The organism is Myxococcus sp. CA051A, assembly GCF_013336705.1.
GTDB lineage: Bacteria > Myxococcota > Myxococcia > Myxococcales > Myxococcaceae > Myxococcus > Myxococcus llanfairpwllgwyngyllgogerychwyrndrobwllllantysiliogogogochensis.
The window spans coordinates 274,474-294,802 of sequence record NZ_JABUMS010000007.1 but is presented as its reverse complement, the minus strand read 5'-3'; the positions used below and the strand labels follow the sequence as shown (position 1 = coordinate 294,802).

Sequence of the window (20,329 nt, the reverse complement as noted above, 5' to 3'; positions counted from 1 at the left end):
AGACGTGTTCCACATTGCCCACGCGAGGCCTGCCCGGGATGCACCCCTTGGTCCCGGCGCTTGTGTGGAAGGAGTGCGGTTGCCCGGACGACCTTGGAGGTCCGGCGTGCGGCGGCTCCGTTGCATCGTGGGGGGCCCGCTCGGGCCCCGGGGAGAAGCGCGTTCCCTGGGGCCCGAGTCACCTCGTCACTGACTAGGGCCCCATCCGGGCCGCGCCCGCGGGCGCCTTCGCCCCGAAGGATTGCAGGTAGCGCAGCTCGTCCCGGGTGCTCTCCTCCAGCAGCTCCTCCGTGAGCGAGTTCAGCGGCCACCGCTCCATCGCCGTCTGCTGGAACACGGCGATGGCCTGCTCCAGCTCCTTGATTTGATTCATCGCCAGCGTCCGGCCCGCGTCGTCCTCCAGGTCCTGCGAGCCGCCACGCACCAACTGCAGGCCCGTCATCCGTTCCACCACGGTGGCCTGCTGGACCAGGCTGGCGCCGATGTCCCGGGTGATGCGACCCAGGCGCTGACGTCCCTCCGGAGAGAGCGCGCCGCGCGTGGCCACGTTGCGCGTGCGCAGAATCCACGTCCCCCGCTCGTTGATGCCTCGCAGGGACACCGCCATCGCCAGCGCGCTGGCGTCCGGCACGCCTGCTTCCTTCAAGAGCCGGCGAGTCTCCCGGTAGCCATCGTGAAACGAGGTCTCCCGCCACGCGGGCAACGTGGCCACGCGCTCCAGCGCGTCGATTTCCGCGGCCGTCAGCTCCGTACCGGACTCGGTGTCACCCAGTAGCAGGAGCAACTGGAGCTGCATCGAGCGCGGGTGCGCCGCGGCCAGCGACTCCAGCTTCTGGCGGAACGTCTTGCGCGCCCGCTCGTGCTCGGACTCCGGCAGGGACTCGCCCCTCAGCGCGTCCCGCACCGCGAGGTAGAGGTCCGGGTTCTCCAGTCGGGGCACCTGCGCCAGCAGGAAGAGGGACTTGTCCGCGTCCAGCTTGCGCGAGGCGAGCGCGAGCCTCAGCTTGACGTCGTCCGAGGGCGCCCGCTCCCACGCGAGCTTCTCCCAGTCGGAGGCGGTGGGGTCCGGCGGCAGGGGCGTGGCGCCTGGAAGCAGCTCGCTCTTTCCGAGGTTGGGGCGGCCCAGCGTCACCCACGCGTCCTGGAAGGCCTGCTGCCAGGAGACACCCGGCGCGCGCCGCAGCTCGCGCAGCGTCTCCAGCAACTTCAGCTCCGGACTCCCCGGCGCCACGGCCTCGAACTGGCCCAGCACGGTGGCGGCCTCCGCGTCGTTGCCTTCCTCGAGCGCCAGACAGGCGTGCACGAGCAGGGCGGGTGCGTGCCTGGGTGCCAGCATCAGCGCCTCGCCGAGCGACTCGCGGGCCTTCTTCAACTCACCCGTGGCGGCGGCGCGCGCGGCGCGGTCCGTGTGGCGCAGCACCTCCGGGGACACGGTGGGCTTCGCGGCGCCCTGTTTCTTGGGGGAGTGCTCGCCGTGGTCATGCGCGTCATGGCCTGGAGGCGACTGCCTGCCCCGGAAGAACAGGGCACCTCCGGCGACCAGGGCCACCACCAGTCCCACGCCACTCCACAGCGCTGCCTTGCGTCCCGATGAGCCCTGCGTGGAAGGAGGAGGAATCGGGTCCGTCATGGTGTGGCGTCTCCGGCGGGTGGGGGAGCCGCATTCCAATCGTCCGCGACGACTGGAGCAAGGTGGCCCGCGCCCTGGGGGACAGTGTCCGTCCCTACCCAGGGGGGCCCCCACCCGCGTCCGGGACGTGCCCGGACGCCTGGAGCGCCGCGCTCAGTCCTTCAGGTAGACGACGCGGGTGCCACCGCGCGCCTTCACCTCGGTGCGGGGAGGACGGGAGACGCACTGGACGGTGGTGCCGCCCGTCGCGTTGACGGAGAGGCTCTCCGAGGGGTCCGCTTCCACGTGGACTCCGCCGCTGGCTTCGACCTCCAGGGACTTCACGCCCTTGAGGTCCATGGCCTTGATGACGGCGCCGCCGCTGGCCTCGATGTCCAGCTCCTGGGCGCGACCCGCCAGGTTGACGGCGGCCCCGCCGCTGGCCTCGACCTCCACCTTCTTCGTGTCCACGCCCCGGACCGTGAGGGCCGCGCCGCCGCTGGCCTCGGCGGAGAATTCGTCCCCGGAGGGGGAGACTTCCGCCTCGACATTCCCGCCGCCGCTGACGTCCACGCCGTCCAGGTGGGGGTTGGAGACGTACAGGCGCACCTTGCCGCCCTGGAATTGGCTGAAGAGGCCGTCGCGCTCCACCTGGGTGGTGAGCTGTCCGTCCTTCACCACGAGTCGCAGGCGGGACAGCAGCTCCGAGGGCCCCTCGACGCGGACCGACTTGGGGCCGACCTTCACCTGGGCCTTGATGCCGTGGCCCACCGCGAGGCTCTCGAAGTCGGGGACATCTCGCGCCTCACCCTTCTGGGAGCCCTCCGCGAAGGAGGTTCCCGCGAACATCAGCAGCGGGACGAGCAGGGACATCCGGGCGGTCTTCATGGCGCGCTCCCAAGGCATGGGACCCGGCAGGGGCCCCGTCATGGCGGCTACGCGCGGCGCTCCGAGCGATTGCCACCCCTGGGGCAACTACTGGCGGGAGAGCATCTCCAGCGGGACTCGCACGGCGGTGGTGTCGCCGGGCTTGATGTCGACCGACAGCTTGAGTGCCTTCCCGTCGCCGTCCACGAGCTTCAGCGTGTGCTTGCCGGAGGGCAGGCTCACCTTGAAGAGCGGGGTATCACCCAGGGACTGTCCGCCCAGATACACCTTGGCGTAGGGCTCGGTGACCAGGGTGAGGAAGCCCGGCTCTCCGGTGGGAGTGGCCGCACTGTCCTCACCCGAGTCGAACGTCGCGCGCTTGCCGTTCCGGGTCGTCGACTCCTTGGTGGTCCGCTTGCCCGTGGAGCGACCCGGCTTGCGCGCGGGCTTGTCCTCCACCTCGTCCAGGGTGGGAGGGGCGTTGGAGGGCTCCGGGTCGGGGTCGACGGTCTCCGCCAGCACTTCGGGTGGGGGTGGGACCTTCTCCACGACGACGGGTGGGACGATGACGGGTGGGGCCTTCGTCTGCTCCCGAGGGAGCGGGACGCGTTGCCTGTCCCTGTCTCCGAGAGGCGCCGGCGGCGGCGGCTTCTGCTCGAGCCCCAGCAGGGGAGCGGCCCAGGCGGACACCACGCCTCCATCGAGCCCCAGTCCCACCACCGCGGCGGCCACCGCGACGAGGACGAGCACGCCGGCGAGGACCTTGCGCCCGCCTCGGGATTCGGAGCCCACGGCGGGGACTCCGCGCAGGGTGTGGACGTGGGAGTCCTCGTCGTCGGGGACCTCGTCCTCGGGTTTGCGGCGGTTCTCCTGGAAGCCGCGCGAGGGTCGGGTGGTGACCTCGGCGTCGGGGAAGGCGGCGGGAAGCTGGGGCTGGGGCCGGCGACGGGCGGCTCCGGCGGCGCGTCGGGAGGGAACACCGGCGTGGCTGCCGGGCTCCGCGGAGAGCGAGGGCACGCGGACCATCGCCGTCTCCTGGTTGCGCTCGGGAGGCTGCGGGGGAGGGGCCACGGCGCGCAGCGTGTCCACGGTGCGGCCGGTGCGAGGGCGTGCCTCGCTCCGGGGCACGGGCTCCTCCGACACGGGCACGGCGCGCGGGGCCGGCGCGGGAGCGCGGACGGTGTGCCCCGAAGGAGGAAGCGCGGGCCGCCCCGGCAGGGTGCGGGCCAGGTGCGGCGCTTCTTGCGGAGGCGGCGGGGGCAGGGCGTCCGGTGGGGGCGGCGGTGGTGGACGCGCGGACTCCGAGGGGGCGCCGCGTCCCGCAAGGCGCTTGTGGGGCGGCGCCTGGAGCACGGCCTTGCGCGGCTGCGGGTCGGGGGGCGGCGGCGGGGGAGGCGTCGTCGCCGGTTGCATGCTGGTGGCGCGCCGAGGCGTCGCCGCCGGAGCGGGCTGCTTCGCCGCCGTCGCCACGGCGGAGCGACGGGATGGTGGGGAGTCCGGGGGGCCGGAGTTGGTGTTGACGGTGGGCGGCTCGGGGGCCTCGGGGACGCTGTTGGAGCCGCCCATGGCCAGCATCGCCGCCACGCTCGTCTCGCCCGTGGTGTCGCCCGTGGGGCCCGCGATGAGCAGCTGGCGCGTCTGCTCGCGCCGGTCGGCGAAGAGGCGGCGCATCACCTCGCTGCTCTGCTCGGGGTGCCAGATGAGCGGGCCCACCGCGCGCTCCAGGGCGCGGGCGAACTCCAGCGTGGAGGCGTAGCGGTCCTCACGGCGCTTCGACAGCGCGCGCAGGACGATGGCGTCCAGCTCCGGCGGTATCTGCTTGTTGGCGCGTGAAGGCGGCGTCACCTCGCACTTCAGCACCGCGTTCATCATCGCCTCGGCCTGCTTCGCGTAGAACAACCGCATGCCGGTGAGCAGCTCGTGCAGCACCACGCCCAGGCTGAACAAGTCGCTGCGGGCATCCAGGGGCTCGCCCATGATCTGCTCGGGCGACATGTAGCCGCTGGTGCCCTTCACCATGCCCACCGCGGTGCGGCTGGCGCGCGCCAGGCTCTTGGCGATGCCGAAGTCCAACAGCTTGGTGACGCCCTCGTACGTCACCATGATGTTCTTCTCGGCCACGTCCCGGTGGATGACGGGCGAGGGGTGGCCGAGCGGGTCCGTGAAGGTGTGCGCGTAGTGCAGCGCCACGGCCGTGTCCCGCACCGCCATCAGGCTGAAGCCCACGGGGATGGGGTGGCTGGCCTGCCGACACGCGCGCGCCACCTCCACCAACGTGGCTCCCGGCACGAACTCCATGGCCAGGAACAGCTCGCCCTCGGCGATGTCCAGGTCGAACACCTGGGCGATGTGCGGGTGGTTGAACGCGGCCGTCACCTTGGCCTCGTCCAGGAACATCCGGATGAACTCTTCCTCGCCTCGGATGTCCGGCAGAATCTGCTTGAGCACCACCAACTTGCGGAAGCCGGCGAGTCCCCGCTGCGACGCTAGGAAGATCTCCGCCATCCCGCCCGTGGATAGGCGGCTGAGAACCTCATACTTACCCAGCGACCGGCCCTTGGAGGCATCCGGCGCGAGCGGCAGCGTCGTCCCACTCATCGGAAGGTGCCCAATCTACACTGGCACCCGGACGGACGCGAAAGTCAGGGTCGAAGAAAAGTCCACGAATATCGACATCTCTGACTTTTCTGTGAATTCGCGATGTCACTCCTCGGGTGGGGAGCGGCGGCGTGCGGGGGAGGCGGGGAGGGTGACGGCGAGGGCGTTGAGGAGGCGCAAGTCGGAGCGGGACAGGCCGCGCAGGTTCTTGCGGAGGTCGACCAGGGCGGTGGGCTCGGTGCGGGCGGGTTGGGGTGGGCGCTTGCGGCCGGGGGGCGTTTCGATGGTGGCGTCCAGGGCGAGCAGCGCGTGGGGTGGGACGTGGAGCACGGTGCACAGGCCGCGCAGGGTGTGGATGCTCGGGAGCATGTGGCCGCGCTCCAGGCGGGCGTACACCTCACGGGCCACACCGAGGCGCTCGGCGACGGCGGCCTGGGTCAGTCCCAGGTTCCTTCGGGCCATCCGCGCGGACAGGCCCAGGTGGACTCCAAGCTCGGTCTTCATTCGTCGCCCGTCGGGAAGGACGCGGGGCTCGCTCGCCACCGCAAAAGGGCACCCTACTCCGCGCTCCTCGCGGGACGCACCCTCCGTGAAGACTCTGTCGCGGCGCCATGTGTGACGGAGGTGTACCCGTGAGGCCGTGGACGAGGGCCGGGGCTCGTGGTCCGAGGCCTGGGTGGCACCTCGGAGAACACCTGTGTGAGAACGGACCGACGGCCGCTGGAGGGAGTGGCCCGGGAAGAGGGCTCGGCGATGGGTGTGAAGACGGTGCGGTTCGACTTCGAGAACACGCGGGACACGTCGGTCGACGTCTGGTTCGAGCCCTCGGGGATGCCGTTCAAAATCCCGCCGGGAGGCCGCCTCGACGTCATCTGCGAGGGACCGGAGGAGGGAGAGCTCGAGGTGGAGCGTCACCCCGAGGGCCACGTCACCCTGTACGCCTGGTGGGGCGCGTGGTTCCGGGTCGTCGAGGAGGGACGCGTGGTCTACACGGAGGAGGGGATGCGCGCCCCGCCCCTTCCTCGGGGTGTCTCCATGAAGCAGATGGTGGAGACGCTGTTCGGCCCGCTCGAGAATCGACAGGCGATGCTCGACAAGCCCAAGGAGTAGGGGCGTCAGGAGAGACGGTGGCCGCGCGTCCTGGCCGGCGTTCATCTCAGGTTTCCGCGCCCCGGCGAGCACAGGCTCCTTACGAGAGTCGGCCCCGGAGCTGCCCCCCTTTCACTTCACACTCCGCGCGTCCCTCCTGCCCGTCCCTCGGTGGACCTGGGCTAAGACGCGCTCCCAAGGTTCCATGGATACTTCTGTTTCTCCCCGCGCTGTCACCGGCCGTATCGACGTTCACCCCCGGGGCTTCGGCTTCCTCACCGTGCAGGCGCCCGGCACGCAAGAGGTGCTGTCCGCCTTCATTCCTCCCCCCGACCTCAACCCGCTGCTGGCCGGAGACATCGTCACCGGCACCGTGACGGCGGGCGCGGACGGGCGCTGGACGGCCAGCGGGCTGACGCTGGTGGAGCGGCCCCGCACCCGCGTCTACGGTGAAGTCGTCGCCCGCAAGGGAGCGTTCTTCCTGCGCATCGACCGCGAGGTGGGCAACGCGGACTGGGTGCTCGACCCGGGCACCACCCGCGTCCAGCACGGCGACGCGGTGGTGGCGAGCATCACCGACGGCAAGCTCTCGCTGCTCTACCGCATCGAGCCTGGAGAGGACCGCTCGCTGGAGCGCATCATCGCCCGGCACGCGCTGAGCAAGGACTTCTCCCCCGAGTCGCTGGAGGACGCGCGAGTCGCCCGCGAGGTGCCGCACGAGGTGGGCGCGCGACGTGACTTGCGCGACGTGCCGACGGTGACGGTGGATGCGCCGTCCACGCGAGACATCGACGACGCGATTTCCGTGCTGCCCGCGGGGCCGGATGGAGCGCTGCGACTGCTGGTGTCCATCGCGGACGTGAGCGAGCTGGTGAAGGAGGGCACCGCGCTGGATTCGCAGGCGCGCGAGCGGGCCACCAGTGTGTACATGGCGGGGCGCGTGCTGCCGATGTTGCCGGAGTCGCTGTCCTCGGACTGGCTGAGCCTGGTGCCGGGCAAGGAGCGACGCTGCCTCACGGTGGAGCTGCGCATCGACCCGCAGGGCCGGGTGACGGCGGCGGACGTGTACGAGAGCGTCATCCGCTCCTGGGCGCGGCTGAACTACGAAGAAGTCGCGGCCTTCCTGGACCGGGGCGAGGTGTCCGCGCCCATGGAGCCGGTGCGGGACGTCATGCCGTGGTTCCGGCTGGCGGCGGCGCGACTGGCCGTGGCGCGCGGCGCTCGTGGCGGCATGGAGTTCGCGCGAGATGAAGCGCGGTTCACCTTCGACGCGGCGACGGGCGAACTCTCCGGACTGGTGAACGAGCAGCCCACGTCCGCGCACGGGATGATTGAGCGCTTCATGGTGGCGGCGAACGAGGCCATCGCCATGTGGATGCTGGTGCGCGGCCTGCCGGGCGTGTTCCGCGTGCATGAGCAGCCGGACCCGCTGCGCGTGGCGGACCTGAATGCGTTCGCGGAACACTCGGGCTTCGCGGCGGGCTTCGGACGCGAGCTGACGCCGCTGGCGCTGACGGCGTTCGACCGGCAAATCGCGGGCGCGGCGGCGGAGCCCGCGCTGCGCTCGGTGTTGCGGCGCTCGCTGGGCCCGTCTCGCTACACGGTGAAGCCGGGGCCGCACTTCGGACTGGCGGCGCCGCTGTACCTGCACTTCACGTCGCCCATCCGCCGGTACGCGGACCTCGCGGTGCATCGCACGCTGAAGGGCTACCTGCACGGCCGCCGCGACTACCTGGACGAGGACCCGGAGATGGAGGCGCTGGCGGTGCACATCAACGCGCGCGCCCGCGCCGCGAATCGCGCCGAGGCGGACCGGCACCACGTGCTGGAAGCGCGGTGGTTGGCGGGGCACGTGGGCAGGGAGTTCTCCGCGCGCCTCGTCCGGGTGCGGCCCTTCGGGCTGGTGGCGCAGTTGGACGGCATGTTGGTGGAGGGGATGTTGCCGGCGGAAGGACTGCCGGGCGGCCCCTTCCGTCCGGATGCGCGCGAGCTGTCCCTCGTCGGCAAGACGCGGACCTTCACCGTGGGCATGCCGGTGAAGGTGAAGGTGGCCGCCACCGACGAGCAGCTTGGCCGCGTGGAGCTGTCCCTGGTCGAGTAGGCGGACGCACGGCGGGCTTCCCGCTCGCCCCCCAAGGGAAGGTCGCCGCCCTTCGAGCGGGGGGCGATAGACTCCCGCCCTCTTCATGAGCGAACCCTCCCCTCCCGTCGTCGAGGACGCGCGCGCCCGCTTGCGGCGCCGGGCCGTGCTGCTGCCGTTGCTGCTGGTGGTGCTCGCGTACGGCAACGCGGTGCGAGGCGGCTTCGTCTGGGACGACCACTCGCTCATCGAGGAGCAGGAGGTGGTGCGCGAGCTGGCGCCGCTGCCGGACTACTTCACGCGGATGTTCTGGAGCGACCCGATGGGCGTCTCTCGCGGCTACTACCGGCCGCTGGTGACGCTCGGCTACGCGGTGGAGTACGCGCTCTTTGGAGGCGCGCCCGAGGGCTTCCACCTGATGAACCTGCTCTTCCACCTGGTGGTGGTGGCGTGGGTGTTCCTGCTGTGCCGGCGTACGGGTGCCTCGCCCTGGGGCGCGGCGGTGGGCGCCGCGGCGTTTGGTGTCTTCCCCCGGTTGACGGAGTCGGTGGCGTGGATTGCCGGACGCACGGATGTGCTGGCGGCGGTCTTCACGTTGGGGGCGCTGCTCGTGTACCGCGCGGACACGGCCTCACGGCGATGGGGCGCGGCGGCGCTGGTGCTGACGGGCCTGCTCTGCAAGGAGGTGGCGGTGGCCGGCGTGGTGGGGCTCGTCGTGCTGGAGCTCACCGCCGTGCGCGCGCGGGAGCGCCGCTTCGGACAGGCCGTGCGAAACCTGCTGCCCATGGGCGTGGCGCTCGCGCTGTATGGCGGCCTGCGGCTGAACGCGCTGCGCTCGGACGTGCGGGAGCTGGACGCGGGGACCTCGTCGGGGCTGTCCCTGCTCGAGCGCGCCGAGGCGGGGCTCGCCGCGCTGGGGCACTACGCGGTGATGCTCGTGGATGCGCTGCGCCCGCGTCTCCAGCAGGGAGTCCTGGGCGAGCATCCCCTCGCCTGGGTCCTCTTGGGCGCGGGGGTCCTCGTCGCGCTGGGGCTGTCCCTGTGGAAGTGGGGAGGCCGGCTCACGCCGCTGGAGAAGGCCGCGCTGGCGACGGCCGCGTGCGCGCTGGCGCTGGTGCTCCATGCCATTCCCCTGGGCCTGCACACGTTGGCCTCGGACCGCTTCCTCTACGTGCCCGTGGCGATGGGCGTGGTGGCGCTGGCGGCACCGCTCGAGCGAGCCGCCCGGTTGCGTCCGAGGGAGGGGCTGGCCGTGGCCGTCGTGACGCTCACGGCCTTCGCCGGGGCGACGCACCTGCGCAACCGCGACTGGATGGACGAGCTTCGGCTGTGGCGGGTGGCGGAGCAGGTGTCTGGCCCCGATGACGCCTTCGTCCAGCAGCAACTGGGTGGGCTCTACATGGAAGCGCACCGATACGAGGAGGCGCTCGGACACCTGCGCCAGTCGGTGCGCCAGAAGAGTCGCTTCACGGGCATCAAGGGCTACAACAACCTGGCGCTGTGCCTGACGAAGCTGGGCCAGCACGCGGAGGCCATCACCCTTTTTGAAGACATGGTGCTACAGCAGCCCGGTTACCGGAGAGGGCATCTCAATCTGGCCATGGCCTTCGCGCGCGCGGGGCGCTTCGACTCCGCGCTCACACAGCTTCAGCGCCTGGAGTCGATGTCCCCGGGTGACACCGTCATCCCGGAGCTGCGCGCGTTGTTCGAGCGCTCGCGTGACACCCTGGCCCGGCTCCCGCGCGGGACGCCGGGTGGGGTGGAGGCCGCGTCGGTGGCGGAGACACGGGCGAAGTTGTTCCAGGAGCTGGGCGCGCCCCATGAGGCGGCGCTGAGCTGGGAGGCGGTGCTGGGCGCGAAGGATGCGACGGCCGAGCAGCGCTTGCAGGCGACGGGCTTCCTCGTGTTCGAGGGAGACCTGGGCCGGGCGAAGCGCGCGCTGGAGTGGCTGCGTCAGGCAAGGCCCGAGGATGAGCGCCTGCCCTTGCTGGAAGAAGCCCTGCTCGCGCGCGCGTCGCTCGACGCGTCACGGTGAGCGAGGCTACCCGGCGACCGTCAGTCCCTCGGTCTTCGCCAGCAGCGTGTCGTGGCTCACCCAGCCGAGCAGCCCGGTGGAGGACTTCACGAGGTAGACGAACGACGTGGAGCGTCCGCCCTGCACGGAGACGGGCGCGGCGGCGAGCACGAGAATCTTCGATGCCGCCGCGAGGGTGGCCACGGGCTTCTTGTCGGTGCGCGAGTGGGTGATGGGGAAGCCCTCTCGCACGGTGGCTTCCTGGCCGACGTAGTACAGCTCCTGCGGCACCAGGGAGAGCTTGCCGGCCTTGGCATCCAGGGCGAACTTGTCGCGCCGGTTCCAGAACTGCTCCCAGCTGTCGGAGAGGATGATGCCGTTGCCCTTCACCTCGGTGAGGGCGTGGACGCTGCCCAGCGCCTTGAGGCTCTTGTCATCGAAGGCGTAGACGGTGGTGAGCCTGTCGTTGTCCGTCATGCCCGTGTGCACGGCGACTTCCTTGCGCTTGTCTCCGCTGTCCACGTCGATGATGGAGAGGCCGAGGACCTCCGAGTCCGTCTTGCCACGGAGCGTGGCGGTGCCGGCGGTGAGGACGAACTCCTCGTCGCCCTCCTTCCACTTCACGGCGATGGCCTCCGGCTTGCCGTCGCCATTCAGGTCGGCGGACGCGGACTGCGTGGGGAGCTCGTCACCGGCCTGGGCCAGCGGCGCGCCGAGCAGCGCGAAGGTCGTCACGGCGAGGGCGGGAAGCTGCGTTTTCATGAAAGGGACCTCGTGAGGGCGCGGGTGCCGCATGCATGCGAGCGCGTGACAGTCCCGGGCGCGGAAGCGGATGCGCATCGTATCCACGCGGGCCCACCAGGCACCTGGATTCCCACCGATGTCAGCCGCGACGGCCGAAGCGTCCGCGGAAGTGCTTGTCGAGGTAGTACTCGGCGCTCGCGTAGGCGTCCTGGGCCTTGGAGGACAGGGGTTGCTCGGGGTGGGCCTTGGCGGCGCGGCGGGCTCGCTGCATCACCGAGCGAGGCTCGCCTTCGGTGGCGGGAGGCAGCTCTCGTGCGATGGCGTCCACCCATGCGTGTGCCTGGTCGACGATGCCGAGCGCCTCGTCGAGCGTGACTTCCTTCTCCGACAGCGCGGCGAAGAGCTGGCAGTGGTAGCGGCGGCAGCTCCCCGGGCGGTCCGCGTAGACGGTGCACGTGCGCCCATCCAGCGCGGAGCAGTGCTGCGCGAGCGCGGGAACTCCGTCCTCGCGGCGGTCGAGGGGTACTCCGCGCCGCTCCAGGGCCTGGGCTTCCTCTGGTTGGAGCGAGACGTGGGTGAAGAGGGTTCCGTCGCAGCACATGCCGCAGCGCAGGCAGAGGGTGGACAGGGGCATGGGGCCTCGGAACGGGAAGGAATCCCTCCACTAACCCGTCGCGCGACGACGTTCCATCGCGGCGAGGCGGGGAAGGCACGCACGCTCCCTCGTCCGCGAGGCGCCCGCACGTCAGATGAGTCGTACCGGCCGCAAGGCGGCACTCTCGTGGGGGCCGGTCCGGTCCTGGCTCGAGGAGGCAGATGCTTTGTCGAGAGGAGTCGCACCGGGTTCGAGGGTGGCACTCTCGCGGAGGCCAGCTACCGGCCCGATGAGGCAGATACTCTCGTGAGAGAGCCTGTGCTGTCCCGAGAGGCACGACCCTCTCGCAAGGGGGCCCTCGCTCGCGCGCCGGGCTGCACTACAGTGGGGCAAATGCGTGCCGCGTTCCGAGTCCTGACGCTCGCTCTGCTGTCGACGCTGCTCGCGTGCGAGAAGACGCCCGGTGGCGTCCATGTGGTGGTCGATGGTCCGCTGACGCCTGTCGTGGACTTCGACCGTCTGTCCGTCATCGCCTCCCTTCCAGATGGCACGCCCCTCGCCGTGGCCACGCTGGAGGGCGCCGCACTCCGCCTCCCCGCCACCTTCAACTTCGAGTCTGGCCCCGCCACGCCCGAAGGCACCCGCGTCTTCGTGCGCGCCACCGCCGAGCGCTCCGGCATCATCCAGTCCACCGCCTCTGGCGAAGCCGCGCTCACTCCCGGCTCCGGCGCCAGGCTGTCGCTCACCCTGCCCGCCGTCCCCGAGCCGCCAGACGCCGGTCCTCCCGTGGAGTCCTGCGACAACGGCGTGGACGACGACGGTGACGGGCTCGGTGACTGCGCGGACCCCGACTGTGTCGGCGCCAGCTGTCAGCCCGGAGGACTCGTCTGCGCGAACAGCGTGTGCGCCTGTCCCGGTGGCGTCACGGGCGTCATCACCGAACGCCCGGGCTTCGCGCGTCGCTCGGACCCCCTGGTCGTCGCGCCCTCCACGGGCCCCCATGCTGGAGCGCTGGTGATGCTGGGAGGCCGCGATGGCGCGGGCAAGCCCGTCTCCACCGTGGAGATCTTCTTCCCCGAAACCGGCCGCTTCATCGCGAGCGACCTCGCCGTGGGCCGCGCGGAGGCCGCCGCGCTGGTGCTGGATGACGGCGCCGTGGTGGTGCTCGGCGGCGTGCGAGAGGGAGACGTGCTCGAGCCGAGCGCCGAGTGGCTCGACACCGATGGCGGCACCACCCTCATCCCCTTCTCCCCACCCCTGGGCTTTCGCCGCGTGCTCGTGGGCCGGCTCGGAGCCGATGGGGTGATCGCCGGAGGAGAGCTCACCGCGGGGCTCGGCAGGCCCACGACGGACTCGGCGATCCGCATGACGCTGCGCGGCGAGAACGCGGGGGCCTGGGAGAGTCTGGGCCGGCTCTCCCTGAAATGCCCCACGGGAGGCGCGGTGCTGGGAGACGCCTTCGTGCTCGCGGGAGGCTGTACCAGCCTCACCCCCTCCGAGCGGACGGATGTCGTGGCACCCCCAGGACTGCTCGGCGCCGGGCCGCTCCTGCCCACCTCACTGATGTCGCCCGCGGTGGTGGAGCTGAAGTCGGGACGGGCGCTCATCCTCGGCGGACGCGAAGGCGGCATCGTCCCGTCCTCGCGCGCATTCCTCCTGGAGCGGAATGCCGGGGTGGTGAGGGCGCGGGAGCTGTCCTCCATGGACGCACCTCGCGCCGCGCCACGCGCGGTTCTCGCGGGCAACGGTTGGGTGTACGTCGAGGACAGGGAAGGGGCTTCTGCCGCATGGTTCGACCCCGCGTCGGAGCGCTTTACTCCCGCTGCGTCAATGTCGACGCCCCGTCTGGGCCATACCCTGGTGGGAGGCGCCGACGGACGCGTTTATGCCGTGGGTGGAAGCAGACCCGACGCCGGTCCGGACGGTCTGTCCTCGTTCATCGAGCCGCGTTGTCCTTGAATCCCAGGGGTGGCCCGCACCCAATGTGGTTCCGCCACGCCTGTACCGAGGAACAAGTTTCCAGCCTGTTGAGAATGGTCAGGCTATATGAACCCCGGTTCACCCTGGTGGTACCCATACCGGGGGACTGCTTCCTTTCGCCCGAAGTCGTACACTCGTCTCCATTCACACAACGGAGCTGGCATGCAGGCGGACACACGGGACGGGACGCGCGGCCGGGAGTCGGTGCTCGGCTACCGGGTGGGGACGGAGCTGACCGCGGTGGCTTCGTTCGGCAACAGCGACACGCCGGGCCGGCTGATTCAGCTCTCGCTGGAGCACCTGACGCTGCACCTGGACTCGAACGCGCTGCCGCGTCCGGGGCAGGCCGCGTCGGTGGTGCTGGGCCAGGGTGAGCGCTGGGCGACGTCGCTGGACGCGGAGGTGATGGAGGTGCGCGGCACAAGGCCGGAGGTCAGCCTTCGCTTCGTGTCGCCGCCGCTGGACGCGGGCCGTCGCATCGTCACGGTGCTGGAGGCGCTGCGCGACAACGGCCTCTTGTTGCCGCCGGAGACGCGGCCGGTGTGGAAGGAGCGCATCGACCGCAAGGAGCGCGTCGCGCGCATCTGCGAGGCGCTCGCGGGTCGTCAGGCGCGAGGCATGGCGCGCACCGCGGACGGGCAGAAGGTCTCCGTCACGGCGGTCTTCTTCGACGCGCTCAACAACCGCATGGGCTGGCGCTTCGATGGCCCCATGCTCCAGGGCCCCTTCGTGCTGGAGGCGTTCGGCTACAGCAGCGTGGTGCACCTGGACGTGAGCGAGGCGCGCGAGGAGGACGGCTGGGTGGTGATGCCGGTGCCCTCGGAGCTGGTGCGCTACCGCCACCGCTGGCTGCGTCGCGCGCCGCCGAGCAGCCCGTGCACGCTGTCCTTCAACCACCCCATGTGGCCGCAAGTGCATGTGAAGCGGCCCGTGCTCGACTTGTCCTACGAGGGCCTGGCCTTCATGACGGAGCCGGGCGAGGACCTGCTGTACCCGGGCCTGCGTCAGCCGGTGCTCGAGGTGGCCATGGAGGGCCTGGCGCCGGTGCGGCTGCGCGCGGAGGTGCGCAACATCTCCGGCACCGCGGCGGGACGTCGGTGCGGCATGTCCGTGCGGCCGCTGGACGCGGAAGGTGCTCGGGCGTGGCGCGCGCTGGTGGAGGCGCAGATGCACCCGTCCACCCGCGTGGAGGGCGACTGGGGCGACGCGACGTGGAAGCTCTTCCAGGGCTCCGGCTACTTCGGCCTGCCGGGCAAGTCGCCCGAGGACTTCGTGGAGGAGCGTCCCTGGTTCGACGCCACGCAGGAGCGGCTCGAAGGCCGCACCAAGCTGGGCTACCGGGTGGTGCGCCCGTCGGGTGACTCGCTGGAGGCCACGCTGTCGGTGGTGAAGCCGTACGAGGGGACGTGGATGGCGCATCAGCTCGCGCGCCAGGCCGTGCCCGGTCAGCGCTCCTCGGCGCGCGAGGCGCTGCGCGACATCTACCTGCGCGGCTACGAGCCCACGCAGGTGGACCCGGACGTGAAGTGGTTCATCGCCTTCTGCGAGGCGAACGTGCGCTGGGTGCGCTTCACCAAGTTCGACTTCGCCCACTGGTACGAGCACACCGGCCAGGCGTCCCTCACGCCCTTCCGGCTGATGGAGGCGGAGGTGGAGCGCCAGTGGGAGGTGCCCGCGGACGTCGACGTCGGAGTGCCCACCGACGCCGAGCGCGCGCGCTTCTTCCAGGAAGTGGAGCGCACCCGTCCGGTGGCCTACCGCGAGGCGCTCGATTTGGTGGAGGAGCGCTTCGACCTGTCGCGCGCGCGGACGAAGTGGGGCGAGGCGGGCCTGGGCCGTGAGCGCGAGCTGCGCGTGGCCCGTGTCGACGGCCGCGCGGTGGCGCTGGCGGTGCTGGAGTCCGCGCAGCCGGGCCTCAACCTCTTCAACGTGCTGGACGGCGTGCGCCTGTTCCCGCTGGTGGATGACGCGCTGCCGGAGGCGCAGCGGGCCATGCTGGCGCTCCTGGCTCACGCGGCGGAGTGGTACCGGCCGCGCGGCCGCCGCGTGTTCGTCCACTACGTGGAGTCCACGTGCGTGGAGTACGTCGAGCGCGCCGCCCTGGCCGACCTGGGCGAGGGCAAGCTGTGGATCATCTCCTCCGCCCTGCTGCCCGAGTTCCTGGAGCACCTGTGCGAGGCGACCACGCCCCGCGCCGCGTCCTGAGCGGGCCGACGGAACGCTGACCGCGGGCCTGGGTCGGCGGACATGAAAAGGCCGGGTGGCCCGAACGGCTCCACCCGGCCTCATTCATTTCAAGCGGCTGGCGAGGCGCCTACTGCTTCGCCACGCGCAGGTAGTACGTCACGCCGCCGATATCGCGGGTCTTCCCCTCGGCCGCCGGGTCTTCCAGCACCGCCGCGAAGTCGAACTGCTCGAAGTCCTCCGTCTGCTTGCCGGTGAACTCGTTGTCCTTGAACTCCAGGCCGACGTTGAACTCCTGCAGCGGCTGCAGGGGAATCTGGAACACCGCGCGGGTCGGGTCGGCGACGCGGAACTGCGTCTCACCCACGCGCTCGATGCCCTCGGCCTTGCCGCCGTTCTTCTCCCACAGCGCCGTCAGCTCCTGGCCCAGGTCCACGACGATGGTGCCGCGCCCGATGAACGGCCGCTTCACGTCCACGTTCAGCTCACGGAAGCGCACGTTGAACTGGCGCGCCTCTCGCAGCGTGTTGCGCAGGATGAACGTGGCGTTGGAGAAGCCGAACGGCACCATGTTCACCACGTTGGTGTTGCGCCAGATGATGTTGTTGTTCTGGCGGGTGTTGTAGTCCGGGTTGCCAATCTCCAACGTCGTCATCGGGTCCGCCGGCGTCACCAGCCGCGCCAGCAGGCAGTAGTGGCCCTGGACGGCCGGGTTCCACTCGACGACGACTTCGTCATCCGCGCCGCCCGGCAGGTACACCACCGTCGCCTGGCCCAGCTCCGTCCAACCGGCCGGCCACGAGGTGCTGGTGGCCGCGTTGGTGCCGTACACCTTCACCACCACGTTGTGCGCGGCCACCGTGCTGCGGTTGCGCACCTTCACGTGGACGTAGTTCGTCTGACCGAACTCCGGGTTCTCGTGCGGACCGTTGGTGGTCGAGTTGCGGACCCAGATGTCCTCGCTCTCCCACATGCCGTTGGACGCGGTGGCGGCATCCGGCTCGTTGCCCGTGTCCCACGGCTTGTCCTTGCCCCACACGTCCGTCTCGCAGGCGGCGGGCACGGCGAAGCCGTTGGTGGGCGAGGTGCTGTTGGCGGTGCCCGACACCGCGTTCGAGCCGAGTCCGAAGCCAGCGAAGGCCGTCCACAGCCGGCACACGTCCTCGCCGCCGTGCAGCGTCGTCGCCGCGGCGATGATGCCGTCGCGCACCTGGGTGAAGGTGGGGCTGCAGGGCGTGTTCTTCAGGCCCTCGGTCAGGTACAGCATCATGCGCTGGTTACCGGCGCTGCCCGTCGCGTTGTAGAGGTTGCTGTTGAAGCCCCAGCGGTCCACCAGGGCCCAGTACGCCTCCCACGCCGCCTGGGCGAAGACGGAGCCCACGCCGTGCGGAACGGCCATGCCGCTGATGCTCGCGTACGTCCAGTTGTTCACCGTCTGGTTCGTGCTGTAGCGCTTCGCGCGGATGCCCAGGCCGGTGGTGGGCTGGCCCAGCGCGTAGGTGCCCATGCCGCGCCCCTGGGGGCCCGTGTGCGTGGAGCGCGCGGTGTAGACGAGCGCGAGGAAGTCGCTGATGCCCTCGCCCGGCGCCTGGTTGTTGTTGAGGCAGGACACGTTGCTGGGTCCGCCGACGAGGCGGTTGGAGATGCCGTGGCCGGCCTCGTGGACGATGATGCCGCTGTCCAAATCACCATCCCGGCCTGGGGAGGTGGTGGTCCACGTGTACATCTGCATGCGCGGACGCTGGCCATCCGGCGGGGTGTAGAAGTTGGCGTTGTTGACGTCCTCGCCGTCCTGCGCCTCGGCGCGCACGTAGTCGTTGCCCAGGCCGGGGTTGCCGTAGTTGTTGACCTGGAAGTTGCCGCCCGCCTCGTCGAAGCCGTACTGGTACTGGATGTCGTGGATGATGTTGTTCCAGTAGAACAGGTTGGTGACGGCCGCCGACGTGTACGCGCTCGGGCCGAGGCTCAAGTCCAACAGGAAGCTGCAGGTGAGCGCCGTCCCGCAGTCGGGCTCCACGGCGGGCGGCAGGTTGTTGTCGTCGATGTCGTCGTAGGCATGGACGTTGTTGCCGCGGTGGAGGGTGTACTCGGCGCCGACGACGCCGTCGGTGTCATGCCAGCCGAACGGCGACGCCGTGGTGTTGGCGGGGTTGAGGAGGCTGAACCGCGCGTCCATGGGCGGCAGCGGCGTGGTGTGGATGGGGCTCTCCACGGGGCGCGGATAGACGGAGTAGGCGTCCGAGGCAATCCAGTCGAAGCGCGTCCACACCTCGCCCGTGGTGGCGTCCACCGTGAGGTCGTAGACGTGGCGCCGGTCGGGCGTGTGCACCTGGAAGTTCCACACCAGCCGGGCGTCGCCCTGGTTGACGGGCAGGAGCGCCAGCTGCGCTTCGATGGGCTCGGTGGACACACCGGACTGCTCCACGCGGGTGCGCTGGCGCGGGCCTGTGTCCTTCTCCAGCGCGCGAGGCGCCGTCAGCGGCTTCAGACCCAGGTGACGCGCGGCCCCGGAGACGGCGGCGGCGGCGTCCAGGCGGGGCTGGGTGCTCGGCACGGCGCGGGCCAGCGAGGGCAGGAAGTCGCTGTGCACGCTGACCACGCGGCCTTCGCCGTCCACGTTGATTTGCAGCTGGCCGTTGTAGAGCGGCAGGCCCTGGTGCGTCTGGCGCAGGTACAGGTGGGTGACACCGCTCTGCCGCGAGTAGACGCGGTCGGTGACCTCCAGGTTCGCCAGGTCCGTCAGCTCCAGGCCCAGGAGCTCCCGCTGCGACTGGACGAAGGAGAGGCCGATGGCGAGCGCGTCACCGCTGCTGCGGCCGGACAGCGCGCCCACCGGGTTGACGAGCGAGCGGACCAGGCCCGTGGAGGCGTCATGCTCCACGCGCAGCTCGGGCACGTCGCGGCGCAGCGAGGCTTCCCGGTCCTTCTGCAGCGCGCTCACGGCCTTCTTCACGCCGACGTTGTGGGCGATGCGGGCGTCGTGGTTGCGAGCGCCGTGAGAGTCCTGCACGACGGCGAAGGCGGAGGGAGCGCTCAGCGCTCCCATCAGCACCAACGCCTGGGTGAGGCGGCGGCGGAAATAACCCTGTGACATGTGTACTCCTGCTCTGGGGATGAAGCCGGCGGGGGGACAGAGAACCGGCTACCCCGCACAGAGCAGTGGACGTGCCAATGAAGTCTTCCGAGCAAGACTCGGAAGCGCTGTAGCGTCCGCCGTTACAACGGCGGGGCGCTTGTAGCGTCGCGTGTTACAGACGACGTCAGGAACGTCGCCGTAACTTCTTGGATTTCTTCAGCTCCTTGAAGAGCTCCTCGGAGACCTCAATCAGCCGCCGCTGGGTGAGCACGGGACAGTGCCAGTCCTGGGCCCGCATGTGCTCCAGCAGGTCCTGGGGCAGCGCGGGCCCGACCTTTGCCCTGGGCTCACGCCTCCCCGAGGTTTGACTCAGGGGAGGCGGAGCGGGAGCGACGACTAGAGCCCGTCGTCCTCTTCGGGGTCCGGGTACGACTCGAGCTCGTCTTCAGACTCTTCGGTGTTGCGGCCCCGGCCCTGCTTCTTGCCCTTGCCTTCGCTCTTGGCTTCGCTGCCACCCGCGAGGTCCGCGTCCGGACCGACGACGTACCACTGGCGGCCCTGCTGGATGCGGCGCAGCACGCCTTCCGTCTCCAGCGCGGCGAGCAGCTTGGCGAACGTGGGGAAGCCGTGCTCGCGCTCGTCGAAGTCCGGCTCCTTGCGGACGATGGTCTCCTTGATGAGCGAGGGATTGACCGGGCCAGTGGCGCGGGCAATCAGGTTCTGCACCACCTCGCGGGCAATCTCCGGGACCTCCGTCTTGGAGTGGCCCTTGCCACCCGAGGGCGCGGCCTTCTCCACCTCGGCCTTGCCAGCCTTGCCCGTCGCGTCGCGGCCATGGCGGCCCCGCTTGCCATGCCCCGCTTCCTCGGCCGCCGCGCCATGACGGCCCTTGTCGCCCTTCTCCGAGCGCTGGCGCGTGGTGCGCAGGTAGATGAACTCGTCGCACGCGTTGACGAAGAGGGGGGAGGTGGACTCCTTCACCGCCAACCCGATGACGGTGCGCCCGTTCTCACGCAGCTTGTAGGCGAGCGGGCAGAAGTCGCTGTCGCCGGAGGCGATGACGAACGTGTCGATGCTCTCGCGCGCGTAGCACAGCTCCAGCGCGTCGATGACCAGGCGCATGTCCGCGCCGTTCTTCCCCGCGCGGGTGGAGGGGGGCACGTCGATGAGCTCCACGCCGAACCGGTGCAGGCCCATCTTCGCTTCGTTGAAGCGGGACCAGTCGCAGTAGGCGCGACGGAAGACCACCTTCCCCTTCTCCAGCAGCCGGTCGAGCGAGGGCTGGAGGTCGAAGTTGGAAGCGCTGATACCGGTGTTGGTGACGAGGTTCTCGAAGTCGAGAAAAAGGGCGATGCGGTGCTCGTTGGTGCGACCGTTCACGTGCGGCCTCTGCGATAGGCGCCGGTGTACGGCGCGATAGGGCGCCGATGTGCGGCGCGGATGGAGCCCCGGCGCTTCCTCCGTCAGGAGGGCGCCCGCCGGGCCCTGCGGGT

The 20,329-nt window shown here is 70.6% G+C and carries 13 protein-coding genes; 5 read left to right on the top strand and 8 right to left on the bottom strand.

Translation table 11 applies throughout. The annotated features are described in order from the left end of the window. Positions 1-193: 193 nt before the first annotated feature. From HUA74_RS21870 to HUA74_RS21855, 4 genes are all read right to left on the bottom strand, one after another. Complete coding sequence (locus HUA74_RS21870) at positions 194-1,630, bottom strand: hypothetical protein (RefSeq protein WP_174456074.1); 1,437 nt, start codon at positions 1,628-1,630, stop codon at positions 194-196. Positions 1,631-1,783: 153 nt separating this feature from the next. Continuing rightward, on the bottom strand, positions 1,784-2,497 hold the full coding sequence (locus HUA74_RS21865) for a head GIN domain-containing protein (protein WP_174456073.1): 714 nt from the start codon (positions 2,495-2,497) through the stop codon (positions 1,784-1,786). Between the two features lie 87 nt (positions 2,498-2,584). Further along, positions 2,585-5,074, bottom strand: a complete 2,490-nt coding sequence (locus HUA74_RS21860; protein WP_174456072.1) for a serine/threonine-protein kinase — start codon at positions 5,072-5,074, stop codon at positions 2,585-2,587. A gap of 105 nt (positions 5,075-5,179) precedes the next feature. Continuing rightward, entirely contained in the window at positions 5,180-5,578 is a 399-nt protein-coding gene (locus HUA74_RS21855; RefSeq protein WP_174456071.1) for a helix-turn-helix transcriptional regulator, read from the bottom strand. Between the two features lie 195 nt (positions 5,579-5,773). Between HUA74_RS21855 and HUA74_RS21850 the strand changes: the two genes are divergently transcribed. The 3 genes from HUA74_RS21850 (at position 5,774) to HUA74_RS46420 (ending at position 10,278) form a co-directional block, all read left to right on the top strand. Further along, complete coding sequence (locus HUA74_RS21850) at positions 5,774-6,184, top strand: hypothetical protein (protein WP_174456070.1); 411 nt, start codon at positions 5,774-5,776, stop codon at positions 6,182-6,184. Between the two features lie 184 nt (positions 6,185-6,368). Next, complete coding sequence (locus HUA74_RS21845) at positions 6,369-8,264, top strand: ribonuclease R family protein (protein WP_174456069.1); 1,896 nt, start codon at positions 6,369-6,371, stop codon at positions 8,262-8,264. 85 nt (positions 8,265-8,349) lie between these two features. Next, entirely contained in the window at positions 8,350-10,278 is a 1,929-nt protein-coding gene (locus tag HUA74_RS46420) for a tetratricopeptide repeat protein (protein WP_174456068.1), read from the top strand. 6 nt (positions 10,279-10,284) lie between these two features. Here HUA74_RS46420 and HUA74_RS21835 read toward each other — a convergent pair whose 3' ends face one another. Both HUA74_RS21835 and HUA74_RS21830 read right to left on the bottom strand, forming a co-directional pair. Further along, on the bottom strand, positions 10,285-11,019 hold the full coding sequence (locus HUA74_RS21835; RefSeq protein ID WP_174456067.1) for a hypothetical protein: 735 nt from the start codon (positions 11,017-11,019) through the stop codon (positions 10,285-10,287). 121 nt (positions 11,020-11,140) lie between these two features. Continuing rightward, a complete protein-coding gene (locus HUA74_RS21830) occupies positions 11,141-11,635 on the bottom strand; it encodes a YkgJ family cysteine cluster protein (RefSeq protein WP_141641849.1) in 495 nt (164 codons plus the stop codon). A gap of 354 nt (positions 11,636-11,989) precedes the next feature. Between HUA74_RS21830 and HUA74_RS21825 the strand changes: the two genes are divergently transcribed. Together HUA74_RS21825 and HUA74_RS21820 are read left to right on the top strand one after the other, a co-directional pair. Further along, on the top strand, positions 11,990-13,555 hold the full coding sequence (locus HUA74_RS21825; protein WP_174456066.1) for a hypothetical protein: 1,566 nt from the start codon (positions 11,990-11,992) through the stop codon (positions 13,553-13,555). A 183-nt stretch (positions 13,556-13,738) separates the two neighbouring features. Beyond that, the gene (locus HUA74_RS21820) at positions 13,739-15,781 is read left to right on the top strand and encodes a PilZ domain-containing protein (RefSeq protein WP_141641851.1); all 2,043 of its coding nucleotides are present in this window, start codon (positions 13,739-13,741) and stop codon (positions 15,779-15,781) included. 109 nt (positions 15,782-15,890) lie between these two features. Here the strand turns inward: HUA74_RS21820 and HUA74_RS21815 are convergent, their stop codons facing one another. Then, positions 15,891-18,854 carry a M36 family metallopeptidase gene (locus HUA74_RS21815; RefSeq protein ID WP_254625171.1) on the bottom strand — a complete coding sequence of 988 codons (2,964 nt, stop codon included), beginning with the start codon at positions 18,852-18,854 and terminating at the stop codon, positions 15,891-15,893. Positions 18,855-19,232: 378 nt separating this feature from the next. After that, the gene (locus HUA74_RS21810) at positions 19,233-20,216 is read right to left on the bottom strand and encodes an NYN domain-containing protein (RefSeq protein WP_141641853.1); all 984 of its coding nucleotides are present in this window, start codon (positions 20,214-20,216) and stop codon (positions 19,233-19,235) included. Between the last annotated feature and the right edge of the window lie 113 nt (positions 20,217-20,329).

Bases quoted from the DNA above. Each gene is read 5' to 3' on its own strand.
- HUA74_RS21855 (WP_174456071.1), bottom strand. From the start codon at position 5,578: ATGAAGACCGAGCTTGGAGTCCACCTGGGCCTGTCCGCGCGGATGGCC.
- HUA74_RS21835 (WP_174456067.1), bottom strand. From the start codon at position 11,019: ATGAAAACGCAGCTTCCCGCCCTCGCCGTGACGACCTTCGCGCTGCTC.
- HUA74_RS21830 (WP_141641849.1), bottom strand. From the start codon at position 11,635: ATGCCCCTGTCCACCCTCTGCCTGCGCTGCGGCATGTGCTGCGACGGA.
- HUA74_RS21845 (WP_174456069.1), top strand. From the start codon at position 6,369: ATGGATACTTCTGTTTCTCCCCGCGCTGTCACCGGCCGTATCGACGTT.
- HUA74_RS21860 (WP_174456072.1), bottom strand. From the start codon at position 5,074: ATGAGTGGGACGACGCTGCCGCTCGCGCCGGATGCCTCCAAGGGCCGG.
- HUA74_RS21870 (WP_174456074.1), bottom strand. From the start codon at position 1,630: ATGACGGACCCGATTCCTCCTCCTTCCACGCAGGGCTCATCGGGACGC.
- HUA74_RS46420 (WP_174456068.1), top strand. From the start codon at position 8,350: ATGAGCGAACCCTCCCCTCCCGTCGTCGAGGACGCGCGCGCCCGCTTG.
- HUA74_RS21865 (WP_174456073.1), bottom strand. From the start codon at position 2,497: ATGAAGACCGCCCGGATGTCCCTGCTCGTCCCGCTGCTGATGTTCGCG.
- HUA74_RS21815 (WP_254625171.1), bottom strand. From the start codon at position 18,854: ATGTCACAGGGTTATTTCCGCCGCCGCCTCACCCAGGCGTTGGTGCTG.
- HUA74_RS21825 (WP_174456066.1), top strand. From the start codon at position 11,990: ATGCGTGCCGCGTTCCGAGTCCTGACGCTCGCTCTGCTGTCGACGCTG.
- HUA74_RS21820 (WP_141641851.1), top strand. From the start codon at position 13,739: ATGCAGGCGGACACACGGGACGGGACGCGCGGCCGGGAGTCGGTGCTC.